Here is a 12061-nt window from a genome sequence, read left to right on the forward strand (position 1 = left end):
GAGGCGCTGGTGGGCGGCCTCGCGCAGGGCGAGGTAGAGGATCACGTCGTCCTCGGACACATCGAGGCCCTCGGCGAAGGCGCGCACGTTGCTGGTCACCAGCGCGGCCTTGCCCGGGGCGCCGAGCGGCAGGCCGATGTCGGAGGCGGTCAGCACCTCACCGGCGAGGGCACCGAGGCCCTGGCCGATCTGCATCGCGAGCATGCCGCCGACGGCCTGGCCGATGATGCCGACGAGCGGGCCGGCCGCCGCCTTCATCTCCTCGGGCAGGCCGCTGGAGAGGCTGGTCACCGACTTCGCGGCGACGGGCTCCACGAGGACCTTCCAGACCGGCTGGGTCTCGACGAGCCATTCGGCACGGCTCCACGCGGCCGTCGTACTCACCCCGGAGGGGAACTGGGTGGCCGTGTCGAGCCAGTGGTCGGCGAGCCGGACCGCGTCGGACACCCGGTCGCTGTCGCGCTGGCCGGGGGAGGGGTCCGGGTCCGCCGAGACGGCCTTGCGGGCGATGTCGTTGGCGGCGTTCCAGTTGAGCGGCCCGTCGTGCGGCTGCATCAGGGACTGGATCTGCGCGAGGAAGTCCATGCCGCCGGGACCGCCGCCGGGGAACCCGGCGGGCATCCCGCCGGGGAACGCACCGCCCAGCGCGCCGAAGATCTGCTCGAAGGGTGTGCCCTTGAACGGATTCGGCTGGTCCCCGTCGTCCTTGCCCGGCTGGTCCCCATCGTTGCTCATGGCTCGAATTTACGCCGGTTCGCCAACCGATGGTGTGGGGGAGACCCCTGATTGGACCCCGGACCTTTCGCCCGGCCGTCGCAATAGAGTGCAGCCATGACTCACCCAGCGGTGCGCCTCGTCGCGATCTCGGACCAGCCACTGTCGGTGGTCGAGGTCCTGGACAGCCTGGACGACCCCACCGCCGGTGGCCTGGTGCTCTTCGTCGGCCGGGTGCGCGACCACGACCACGGGCAGGGCGTGACCGGTCTGTCGTACTCCGCCCACCCCACCGCGCTCGACCGGTTGCAGGCGGTCTGCGACCGCGTCGCCGAGGAGTACGACGTCACGGGGGTCGCCGCGGTCCACCGGGTCGGCGACCTGGCGATCGGCGACCTGGCCGTGGTGGTCGCGACGACGTCGGGGCACCGGGGCTCCTCCTTCGAGGCCAGCCGGGCACTGATCGACACCCTCAAGGCCGAGGTCCCGATCTGGAAGCACCAGCTCTTCGCTGACGGCACCGACGAATGGGTCGGATCTCCGTAGGGCCGCGTGTCCTGTCCGATCGCCGTGGACGCCCGACCTACGCTCGTCGGATGGAGATCCTGTTCTGGCTGGTGCCTGCCGCCGTGGTGACCCTCGCCGCGATGGTGGGGGTCGGCTGGTGGGGCCGCGAGAGCAAGGGCGTGGTGAGTGACGCCGGTCGCGAGGCCGCCGCTCGCAAGCTGGGTGAGGCGTTGTCGCGCGAGCAGTCCTCGCGCCCCGGCTACGCCGTACCTCCCCGCACCCCGGACCGGGCCTCGGGCGTGGCCGTGCGGCCCTCGAAGGCGCGACCGGTGATCATCCCGGGCAAGGCCGATGAGGCCGTCGTCGAGCCCGTCATCGAGCCCGCCGTGGCTCCGGTCGTGGAGCCCGCCGCGGAGGCCGACGAGCGGCCGACCAGCGACCGCCGCGCGTCCTGATTGGCGCCGTCTGAGAAGGTAGGCGCCATGACCCAGCGCCTGATTGCCGTGTGCATCGCGGGACCGTTGGTGCTGATCCTGGGCGGCGTCGCCCTCGCGATTCCGCTGCCCTACGCCTCCTACAGTCCGGGACCCACGTTCGACGTGCTCGGCAAGGACGCCGACGAGGCCGAATTGGTGCAGGTCGACGGCCACAAGGCCTACTACGACGACGGCCAGATCCGGTTCACCACGGTGGTCGCGTCGTCGTACGGACAGAAGCTCACGCTGGGCGATGCGCTGTCGCGCTGGCTGGACCGCGACAAGGCCGTCGTGCCGTACGACGTCGTCCACCCGCCGGACCAGTCGGCCGAGGACGAAGAGGCCGAGGGCGCCATCCAGATGACGACGTCGCAGGACGTCGCGAAGGCGATCGCGCTCAAGGAGCTCGGTACCGACGTGCCGACGGCGGTCCAGGTCGCGGCCGTCAGCAAGGGCGGCCCGGCCGAGGGCAAGCTGCTGGTCCACGACATCTTCCAGGAGGTCGACGGCACGCCCGTCACCAAGGGGCAGGACGTCGTCGACGCCGTGCGCAAGCACGAGGACGGCAGCATCGTCGAGTTCAAGATCCTGCGCGACGGCCGTGAGCTGAACGTGCGGGTCAAGCCGAAGCAGGAGGAGGGCACGCCGCGGGTCGGGGTGTCGGTCGGGCTCGGCTACGACTTCCCGTTCAAGATCACGCTGCGGGTCGACCCGTCGGTCGGCGGTCCGAGCGCGGGCCTGATGTTCTCGTTGGCCATCTACGACACGTTGACCCCGGGATCGCTCACCGGTGGCGCCACCATCGCCGGCACCGGCGAGCTGAACCCCGACGGGACCGTCGGACCGATCGGCGGCATCGAGCAGAAGATCGCCGGCGCCCAGGAGGCCGGAGCCCAGCTGTTCTTCGTGCCGAAGGACAACTGCCCCGACGTCAAGGACCTCGATCCCGACCTGCGACTGGTCAAGGCGACGACGATGCACGAAGCCCGCCTGGCCCTCGAGAAGTGGGCTGGCGACCACGACGCCAAGCTCCCGACCTGCTGACCACGACAACGCCGAGAACGAAGCGACGAAGCGAGCCCATGGACTACGAGCTGGATGTCGACCTGGCCCTCGCGGCCGCCGTACTGGAGGTCGAGGGGCACAACGCCCGCGCGGGTTGGGACCAGCCGGCGCGGCTGTACGCACTGGTCGACACGGCCCACATCGTCGAGCACGAGCCGGCGCTGGCGTCCCAGCTCGGACTGGACTCACCGATGGAGCGCGGTTCGCTGACCCCGATCGAGCAGGACGAGCTGCCCGAGGGCCAGGAGCTCGAGGAAGTGCTGCCGGGCATCGTCTGGCCGGACGTGATCGTCGGGTGCGTGGCGGTCGTCGAGCGCCTGGTCCTGCCGCCTGCGGTGGATGGCCAGGTGCCCGAGGACCCCACCGCAGCACAGGAATTCGCGCGGGAGCACCCCGACGCGGAAGACGTACGCATCGTCGCCGGGGTGACCCGGTCGGGTGCCTCCTACTGCGCGCTCCGGTTGCGCAGTGAAGACAACGACAGTGCAGTGATGGGCGGTACCGACCTGGTGCCGGCCCTCCTCGAACTCCTGCGTGGCACGCTGGAAGAAGAACCCATGGGTGGCAACGATGAGTGACCTGTTCGACGAAGACCCCGAGCGCCCGGCTCCCGAGCGTCCCGGCCGCCGCGCCCGCGCGCTGGTGATCACGGGCGTCATCCTGGTCGTCGGCTTCTTCCTGCTGACCGCCTTCGCGTCGATCTACACCGATCGCCTCTGGTACCGCGAGGTCGGCTACGGCCAGGTGTTCAGCACCATGCTGTGGACCCGGGTCGGCCTGTTCCTCGTCTTCGGCGCGCTGATGGGCGCCGTCGTGGCGCTCAACATGCACCTGGCCTACCGCTTCCGCCCGCTGTTCCGGATGGCCGGTGGCGACGCGAGCGTCGAGCGCTACCGCGACGCCGTGACCCCGATCCGTGGCTGGCTGCTCGCCGGGGTGGCGCTGGTCGTCGGGATCTTCGCCGGTACGTCGGCGCTGGGCCAGTGGCGGACCTTCCTGCTGTGGCGCAACGCGGAGTCGTTCGGGCAGAAGGACACCTATTTCAAGAAGGACATCGGCTTCTACGTCTTCGAGCTGCCGTGGTGGAACTTCGTCATCGACTTCGCGATGGCGATCGCCGTCGTCGCCCTGATCGCGACCGCTGTCGTGCACTACCTGTACGGCGGCATCCGGCTGAACCAGCAGCACGACCGCCTCTCCGGTGCTGCCCAGGTGCAGTTCTCCGTGCTGCTCGGCGCCTTCGTGCTGGCCAAGTCGGTCGACTACTTCTTCGACCGCTACGACCTGGTGACCGACGACCACCGGCTCTTCACCGGCATGAACTACACCGCAGAGAACGCGGTGCTGCCCTCGCGCAACATCCTGGTCGCGGTGGCGCTGATCTGCGCCGTGCTGTTCTTCCTCAACATCTGGCGCCGCACGTGGCAGCTGCCGTCCGTCGGCCTCGCGCTGCTGGCGCTGTCGGCCGTGCTGCTCGGCATGATCTGGCCGGCCATCGTCCAGAACTTCCAGGTGAAGCCGTCGGAGGCCGACAAGGAGAACAGCTACATCCAGGCCAACATCGATGCCACGCGTGATGCGTACGGGCTCAGCGACATCACCACCGAGACGTCGTACCAGGGGATCCCGTCGGGGGACACCACGCAGGCCCAGGGCAGCCAGGTGCTCGGCCAGCTGACGACGACGCCCGTCGTCGACCCGCTCCAGGTCCGCGAGACCTTCCAGCAGCGGCAGCGGATCCGGGCCTACTACTCGGTCCCCGCCGTCCTCGACGTCGACCGCTACGTCATCGACGGCCAGGAGGTGCCGCTGGTCCTCGGCGTGCGCGAGCTGGACCAGTCCGGCATCCAGGCCTCCGACCAGAACTGGTCGAACCTGCACACCGAGTACACCCACGGCGAGGGCCTGATCGCGGCCTACGGCAACAAGATCAACATCGCCGACCAGGCCAACGGCCGGATCGTCTGGGCCGAGGGCATCCGCGGCGAGGACATCGTCGGCGGCAGCGACCTGACCGACGCCGAGAAGTTCGAGACCCGCGTCTACTTCGGCGAGCAGAGCCCGACGTACTCCATCGTCGGCAAGGCCGACAAGGACGCCAAGGACGTGGAGCTCGGCCTGCCGAGCACCGACGACGCGACGGACGACGAGCGCACCACGACGACGTACGACGGCAAGGGTGGGGTCAAGGTCGGCAGCGGCTTCAACCAGCTGATGTACGCCATCAAGTTCGGGGAGCCGAACTTCCTGCTCTCGGGCCGCGTCAACAGCAACTCGAAGGTCCTCTACAACCGCACGCCGCTCGAACGGGTCGAGAAGGTCGCGCCGTGGCTGACCGTCGACGGCGACCCCTACCCGGCCGTCATCGACGGACGGATCCAGTGGGTCATCGACGGCTACACGACGACCGACAAGTACCCGAACGCGCAGCGTGAGTCCTTCGACGCGATGATCGACGACTCGCTGCAGCAGGAGACCGGGCTGCAGACGCTGCCGACCGACGAGATCAACTACATGCGCTCGGCGGTCAAGGCGACCGTCGACGCGTACGACGGCACGGTCAAGCTCTACCAGTGGGACGAGACCGACCCGATCCTCAAGACGTGGATGAAGGTCTTCCCGGACTCGGTCACGCTGAAGAGCGAGATCTCCGACGAGCTGATGGCGCACCTGCGCTACCCCGAGGACCTGTTCAAGGTCCAGCGGTACCAGCTCGCGAAGTACCACGTCGAGAACGCCGGCGAGTTCTACTCCGGCAACAACCGGTGGGAGGTCCCCGAGGACCCGAACGCCGCACGTGCGGTGTTCCAGCCGCCGTACCGCCTGTTCTCGACGGGGGTCGACGACACCAAGGACTGGTCGCTGACCTCGGTCTTCAAGCCCCGTGGCGCGCAGAACACCCTGACGTCGTACCTCCAGGTGAACTCGGACGCGACGTCGGAGGGCTTCGGCAAGCTGCGGCTGCTGGAGATGGCGGACGAGAACACGCCCGGGCCCGGCCAGGTCGCGAACGAGATGCAGGGCAACGACGCGGTCGCGCAGAAGCTGCAGCAGTACCGCGTCGCGGGAGCGACGCCGCCGCGGTTCGGCAACCTGCTCACACTGCCGGTGAACGGCGGGCTGATCTACATCCAGCCGGTCTATGCGGCACGCAGTGCGACGTCGGCGTTCCCGATCCTCCAGTACGTCATCGTGAAGTACGGCGCGCGCGTGGGCATCGATCGCGACCTGCCCTCGGCGCTGGCCGACGCGCTCGGCGTGAAGCTCGGCGGCGCGGAGACGCCCGTCGATCCGACGCCGGGTGAGGAGCCGGGTGAGGAGACGCCGGAGGAGCCGGACCTGACCCTCGACCAGCAGATCGCCGCGCAGCTGACGAAGGCCGACGACGCGTTCAAGGCAGCCGAGGAGGCCCAGTCGAAGGGCGAGACGGTCGAGTGGGCCCGCCAGCTTGAGATCGCCCAGACCGCCGTCGAGGAGGCCGTCAAGCTGGCCGACCAGCGCGACGCCGAGTAGTCAGGGGCCGTCATGCTCCTGACCCTCGACCTCGTCGGGATCTTCGTCTTCGCGATCTCGGGCGGGCTGGTCGCGGTGCGCAACCAGCTCGACATCGTCGGTGTCGTGGGGCTGGCGATGGCGACCGGTCTCGGTGGCGGTGTGATCCGCGACGTCGTGATCGGAGCGGTGCCCCCGCCGGCCCTGGCCGACTGGCGGTACCTCCTGGTTCCCGTGGTCGGTGGGCTGGTGACCTTCGCGTGGCATCCGGCGGTGGAGCGGCTCGAGCGCGTCATCAACGTCTTCGACGCGTTCGGGCTCGGACTGTTCTGCGTGGCCGGTGCCCTCAAGGCCCAGGAGTTCGGCCTCGGACCGGCGCCCTCGGCCGCGCTCGGCATGGTCACGGGTGTCGGTGGCGGGGTCATCCGTGACCTGCTGGTCGGGCGCGTGCCCGTCATCTTCCGGTACGGCGAGCTCTACGCCATCCCTGCGCTGGCCGGCGCTGCCGTGGCAGCGACCGGTGCCGAGCTGGGCGTCGAGCCAGCCGTCATGATCGCGCCGGCAGCCGCTGTCACGATCGGCTGGCGGCTGCTCGCGGTGCGGCGGGGCTGGGCTGCTCCGGTGCCACGGACCGGACCGTAGCTCAGGACCCGTACACCTCGACGTCGTACAGGGAGATGCCGTAGCCCGTGCCGCGCTGGTCGCCCACGATCCGGATGTGACGGGCCGTGGTGGCGGCGAACTGCACCGTGTCGTGCCCGCCGTCGCCGTTGACCGTCGTCCACACGGTCCGCCAGGTGCTGCCGTTGTCGGACACCTGGATGCGATAGCCCTTGGCGAAGGCGTACTCCCAGTTGAGCTCCAGGCGGCGGACGGTCTTGCGGGTTCCGAGGTCGACCTTGAGCCATTCGCCGTCGCGCCAGTAGTCGCTGGCCCAGCGCGTGTACGGGTTGCGGTCCGTTGCCCGCGACGGTGCGTAGCCGCTCTCCGTCGACGACGCCGTGACCAGGCGGTTGGCCGCGAGGTCGACGCCGTTGAGCTTGTCGTGAACCAGCTGGGCGACGGCGTCCATGCCCGAGCGCAGCGGGTGCCAGGCGATGCCCTCGAAGATGTTGAGGTAGTTGCCCTGGACCCACGCATCGTCGCCGGCACAGGCATCGTGGCCGAGTGACGGACCGTAGGTGTCGACGAAGGTGACCCCGTTGTCGTTCGCCGCCTGCCGGACCGCCGCGTTCAGCTTGCGCTCCAGGCCGTCGACCCACGGGATGTCGCCGGTGGCCAGCGGGACGTCCTCACACGGCACGCCGTCAGCGGGCACCAGCCGCAAGTAGCCGACGACGAGGACCTTCGCGTGCGGTGAGCGTGCCTTGATGCCCTGGATCACCTTGGCGACGCGCTGCTGGGTGCGGGGCACGATGGCGGCCAGGGTGTCGACTCCGTTGACGGTGAAGGCGTCCTTGCACGGGCTGCCCGTCGGATCCGAGTCCCGGTGGCCCGGGCATTCGCCGATGATGGTGCCGAAGAAGCTCTCGTCGTTGCCGCCGATGCCCAGGGTGACCAGATTGGTGTCGGGGCGGAGCGCGTCGAACTGCGGAGCCGCGGTCGTCCCGATCGGCGTGGTGAACTCGCCCGCCATCGAGGTCGTGTCGGCTCCCGAACAGGACACGTCGGAGAACCGGTCGTCCTCGTAGTAGATGCCCAGCTTCACCGCGAGCGTGCTCGGGTAGTTGTTGTTCGAGCGGACGCACTCGAGCGAGGACATGCCCGGGATCAGTGGACCGGCGGTGAACGAGTCACCGAGGGCGACGTAGTGGCCGACTCCGGGACCGGGGACGTCGACGGCGCCGGCCTCGGTCGGTGCGAGGACGAGGATGCCGGCGGCCAGCGCCAGTGCAGAGGTCAGGGACAGGACGCGCAAGGGGATCTCCTTCGGTGTGACGCCGGTCTCACACCGACCCCCCGACTCTCGCGGTGTGGTTACGGGAAGAGAAACGCCCATTTCCGCACGGACTCACCTGATCTGGTTGTGGATCCCGGTGGGGACCGTTCGGTGGCCGCTCGGCGTGGGTCAGGAGACGTCTGTCAGGCCCGCTGGTCCCGGGCCGCGCCGAAGGGATTCTCGATGCGGTCGAGGATCTCCGTCTCCCGGTCGCGCACCTCCACCGCGCACTCGCGGAAGCGCTCGGTCAGCAGCGACGCATGGCCGTGGCGCCAGACCAGCGCCACCTCGGAACGCGGCGCGTCGACGATGGGTACGTAGCGGATGCCGGGGTGCGGGACGTACCGCACGGCCGCGGCGGCGGTCACGCACACGGCGGTGCCGGTGGAGACCAGCTGGGCTTCCTCGGTGACCGAGCTGGTCACCACGATCTGCGGAGTCGGGCCGTCGGCGCGGAAGCTGTCGAGGACCCAGAACGAGCGGTAGACCGGATCCGGGGTGTGCGAGAGGGTGATGGGCAGCTCGAGCAGCTCGGAGGCGGTCACGCTCTGGCGGTGCGCGAGGGGATGACCGGTGGAGACCGCGACCACGAGCGGTTCGGTGAACAGCGTCTCGGTGTCCATCCCGTCGACGCTCGCGGGAAGTCGCATCAGGGCCAGGTCGGAGGTGCCGTCGACGAGCCCGCACGAGGGGTCGACCATCGGCGACTCGTGCATCTCGACGGTCACGTCGGGGTAGAGCCGTTGGAACTCGGTCACGATGGGGGCCGTCAGCTCGAGCGCAGCGCCGGGGAAGAAGCCGAGGCGCAGGGTGCCGGTGACAGCACGGTTGGTCCGGGTGGCCGTGGCCACGGCCTGGTCCAGGGCATCGAGTGCTGCGCGCGCTCCGATGAGGAAGGCTTCGCCAGCCGCCGTCAGGTCGACCTTGCGCGTGCTCCGGATGAACAGCGGGACGCCGAGCTCGTCCTCCAGCTCCCGGATCTGCCGGCTGAGGGCCTGCTGGGCAAGGAACAGCCTCGCGGCCGCGCGGCTGAAGTGCAGCTCCTCGGCGACGGCGATGAAGTAGCGCAGCTTGCGCGTGTGCAGGTCAGTGATGTCTGGATCGTAGCGGTCCGCGTCGTCGGATCAGAGGAATGCCTTTCCCTCGCCGCGGTAGGTCGGGACGGTCGCGACGACGGCGTCGCCCCGGACCAGGTGGAGCACGTCGACGCGCTCGCACAGCTCGCCCGCCTTGGCGTGCCGGAACCACACACGGTCGCCCACCCGCAGGTTGCCGGCACCCGGCCCACGCAGCGGCGTCTGCGCTTCGCCGGCACCCTCGGTCACGGTCAGCTCGAGTCCAGCCGGCCAGCTCGGTGTCGGCAGCCGGTCGCGGCCTGCGGCTCCCGAGGCGACCCAGCCGCCGCCCAGCACCGTCGCCAGGTCGCTCGCCGGACGTCGTACGACGGACTGGACGTGGAAGGCGGCGGGGTGCGGCTGGAAGGAGCGGTAGCGGTCGAACAGGACCGGCGCGTAGAGCCCCGACCCCGCGGCGACCTCGGTGACGGCCGCTTCGGCGACGGTCTGCTCGATGCTGCCGGTGCCGCCTCCGTTGACGAACTCCAGCGGCGCAACCGCCTGGACGGCGGCCACGGCCTCCGCGCGGCGTACGGCGAGCTCGCTCACGGAGACGCGCTGCATCGCGCGGATCTGCAGCCGGCCCAGCGGCGAGCCCGGAGCGTTGTCGCCGACCCCCGCCGTCTGCCCCTCGTAGGCCATCAGCCCGACCAGGTGGAACCGCGGGCGCCGTACGACCTCGCGCGCGAGCGCTGCCGCCGCCTCGGGACTGTGCACGGGGGACCGGCGTGCCCCGAGGTGCACGCGACCGCCGAGCAGTCGGAGTGACGCGTCGAGGTCGATGCACACCCGGATCCGGTGGCTGCCGCGCCCAACGGCGCCGATCGCGCTCTCGACCAGGTCGAGCTGGTCGGTCGCGTCGATCATGATCGTGACCCGTGCGCTGAGTCGGGCGTCGCCGGCCAGGGTGCGCAATGACGTGGCATCGGCCGTCGGGTAGCCGACCACGACGTCGTCGCATTCCTCGGCGAGCCAGAGTGCCTCCGCGAGGGTGAGCGCGAGGATTCCCGCATAGCCATCGGTTCGCAGGACTGCGTCGCTGATCGCCCGGCAGCGAACGGACTTGGTGGCGAGCCTGATCGGCTTGCCGCCTGCACGGGCGACCATCGCCTGGGCGTTGGCCTGGAGGGCGGCGACGTCGATCACGGCGAACGGCGGCTCGAGGTGAGCGGTCGCCCGCTCCAGGGCGCTGTAGCCGACGCCGCCGGTGGGCCGGCTGTGGTCGAGGGCGAAGGTGTCGACGGTCGTGGTCATCGTGCCTCGAAGACGCGGCGCACGTGGTCGTTGGCGAAGCGGCCGTCAGGGTCGAGCTTCGCCCGGACGTTCTGGAAGCGCTCCCACTCCGGGTAGAGAGGTGCGAGCGCGGCCGCGTCGAGACCGTGCCGCTTGCCCCAGTGGGGACGGCCGTCGTACGCCGCAGCGATGCGTTCGGCCTCGGAGAAGAACCCCTGCCAGGCCATGCCGTCGTACATGTGCAGCGCGATGTAGGCGGTCTCGCGTCCGTAGGCCGGGCTGAGGTACGACGCCTCGTCACCTGCGACGAAGCGGACCTCGATCGGGAAGTTCACCGCGAGGTCCTGTCGCTCGACGAGGGAGCGGATGTCCTCCACCATCGACCGGCAGGCCTCGCGCGGCACGGCCCACTCGGTCTCGGTGAAGCGGATCGAGCGGGTGTTGGCGAAGACCCGGTGGCTCCGGTCGACCCGGCTCGACGACGGCAGCAGCTTCGTGACAGCGCGGTTGAGCTGCGGGATCCGCTGTGGCTGCCGTCGCCCCAGCCGGCAGACCAGGTCGAGCACGTTGTTCTCGACGAGGGTTCCCTTGACGTAGCTCGCGAGCCGGTTCTCCGGCTTCGCGGGCCCGTCGGTGCGGTTGTTGGCGCGGGTCAGTGCGGTGTCCGTGAACGGGAACCAGAAGAACTCGAAGTGGTCGTTGCCGTCGACCAGGTCGTCGAGGTCGGTCAACACCTCGGCCAGGGCGAGAGGGCGATCCTGGGAGTGGAGGTTGAAGGCGGGTACGACGCGCAGCGTGTAGGCCGTGATCACCCCCAGCGACCCGAGGCTGATCCGCGCGGCGGCGAGCAGCTCGGTCTCGGCTGCGGGGATCTCGAGCACGGTGCCGTCGGAGGTCACGAGCTCCAGCGACTCCACGAACGTGGCGAGGTTGCCGAGCGACCGCCCGGTGCCGTGGGTGCCGGTCGAGATCGCACCGGCGACGGTCTGCGCATCGATGTCGCCGAGGTTGGCCAGCGCCAGCCCCTCGAGGTCGAGCAACCGGTTGAGCTCGTGGAGCCGGGTGCCGGCCGCGACCCGGACCAGACCGGCCTCCTCGTCCACGTGCAGCAGGCCGCTGAGCCCGTCGATCGTCATCAGGGATCCGTCGGTGCAGACGATGTCGCCGAAGGAATGACCGGCGCCGACCACCCGCACCGTACGTCCGGCATCACCGGCACGCCGCACGGCGTCGGCGACTTCGTCGACGGTGGTCGGCTGCTCGAGTACGGCAGGGGTGCAGTGCTCGTCGCCCGCCCAGTTCGTCCATCTGTCCATGGGAACGACGCTAGGCGCCGTCGTACGGCGGCGTGAAACACCCGTTTGGCGTGCGATTCACCGGTCCGGCTTGTGGATCCGGGCTTCCGGATTTGGCTGGTCTTGGGGCCATGCCCTAACGTTGTGTTCACCGACGCGGGGTGGAGCAGCTCGGTAGCTCGCTGGGCTCATAACCCAGAGGTCGCAGGTTCAAATCCTGCCCCC

At 69.8% G+C, this 12061-nt stretch carries 11 protein-coding genes and 1 pseudogene; 6 read left to right on the plus strand and 6 right to left on the minus strand.

Annotated features, from left to right (window positions below; genetic code table 11):
* Positions 1–735: zinc-dependent metalloprotease (locus tag ACOADB_RS19980; protein WP_378602506.1), on the minus strand; the 735-nt coding region annotated here is incomplete at its 3' end.
* A gap of 96 nt (positions 736–831) precedes the next feature.
* On the opposite strand from ACOADB_RS19980, the gene ACOADB_RS19985 reads away from it, so the two are divergent.
* Genes ACOADB_RS19985 through ACOADB_RS20010 form a run of 6 tightly spaced genes read left to right on the plus strand, consistent with a single transcriptional unit; the run spans position 832 to position 6896 of the window.
* A complete protein-coding gene (locus ACOADB_RS19985) occupies positions 832–1260 on the plus strand; it encodes a molybdenum cofactor biosynthesis protein MoaE (RefSeq protein ID WP_378602509.1) in 429 nt (142 codons plus the stop codon).
* Between the two features lie 50 nt (positions 1261–1310).
* Positions 1311–1676 (plus strand): hypothetical protein, encoded by a 366-nt coding sequence (locus ACOADB_RS19990; protein ID WP_378602512.1) that lies wholly within the window; start codon positions 1311–1313, stop codon positions 1674–1676.
* A gap of 27 nt (positions 1677–1703) precedes the next feature.
* Positions 1704–2741: a PDZ domain-containing protein gene (locus ACOADB_RS19995; protein ID WP_378602515.1), complete on the plus strand. Its 1038-nt coding sequence runs from the start codon at positions 1704–1706 to the stop codon at positions 2739–2741.
* Between the two features lie 38 nt (positions 2742–2779).
* The gene (locus tag ACOADB_RS20000; RefSeq protein WP_378602518.1) at positions 2780–3340 is read left to right on the plus strand and encodes a PPA1309 family protein; all 561 of its coding nucleotides are present in this window, start codon (positions 2780–2782) and stop codon (positions 3338–3340) included.
* Positions 3333–6275 (plus strand): UPF0182 family protein, encoded by a 2943-nt coding sequence (locus ACOADB_RS20005; protein ID WP_378602521.1) that lies wholly within the window; start codon positions 3333–3335, stop codon positions 6273–6275. Before ACOADB_RS20000 ends, ACOADB_RS20005 begins: the two co-directional genes overlap by 8 nt.
* Before the next feature lie 12 nt (positions 6276–6287).
* Positions 6288–6896, plus strand: a complete 609-nt coding sequence (locus tag ACOADB_RS20010; protein WP_378602524.1) for a trimeric intracellular cation channel family protein — start codon at positions 6288–6290, stop codon at positions 6894–6896.
* Between the two features lies 1 nt (position 6897).
* Here ACOADB_RS20010 and ACOADB_RS20015 read toward each other — a convergent pair whose 3' ends face one another.
* The 5 genes and pseudogenes from ACOADB_RS20015 to ACOADB_RS20035 form a co-directional block, all read right to left on the minus strand.
* Positions 6898–8172, minus strand: coding sequence for a GDSL-type esterase/lipase family protein (locus ACOADB_RS20015; protein WP_378602526.1), 1275 nt, complete (start codon positions 8170–8172; stop codon positions 6898–6900).
* Between the two features lie 164 nt (positions 8173–8336).
* The gene (locus ACOADB_RS20020; RefSeq protein WP_378602529.1) at positions 8337–9044 is read right to left on the minus strand and encodes a LysR family substrate-binding domain-containing protein; all 708 of its coding nucleotides are present in this window, start codon (positions 9042–9044) and stop codon (positions 8337–8339) included.
* A gap of 60 nt (positions 9045–9104) precedes the next feature.
* A pseudogene (locus ACOADB_RS20025) lies at positions 9105–9287 on the minus strand (LysR family transcriptional regulator); the annotation flags it as partial.
* A gap of 30 nt (positions 9288–9317) precedes the next feature.
* Entirely contained in the window at positions 9318–10562 is a 1245-nt protein-coding gene (locus ACOADB_RS20030; RefSeq protein ID WP_378602532.1) for an alanine racemase, read from the minus strand.
* Entirely contained in the window at positions 10559–11857 is a 1299-nt protein-coding gene (locus ACOADB_RS20035; protein WP_378602535.1) for a D-arabinono-1,4-lactone oxidase, read from the minus strand. Before ACOADB_RS20035 ends, ACOADB_RS20030 begins: the two co-directional genes overlap by 4 nt.
* Positions 11858–12061: the final 204 nt, after the last annotated feature.

This window comes from Nocardioides sp. CPCC 206348 (assembly GCF_048654705.1).
GTDB lineage: Bacteria > Actinomycetota > Actinomycetes > Propionibacteriales > Nocardioidaceae > Nocardioides.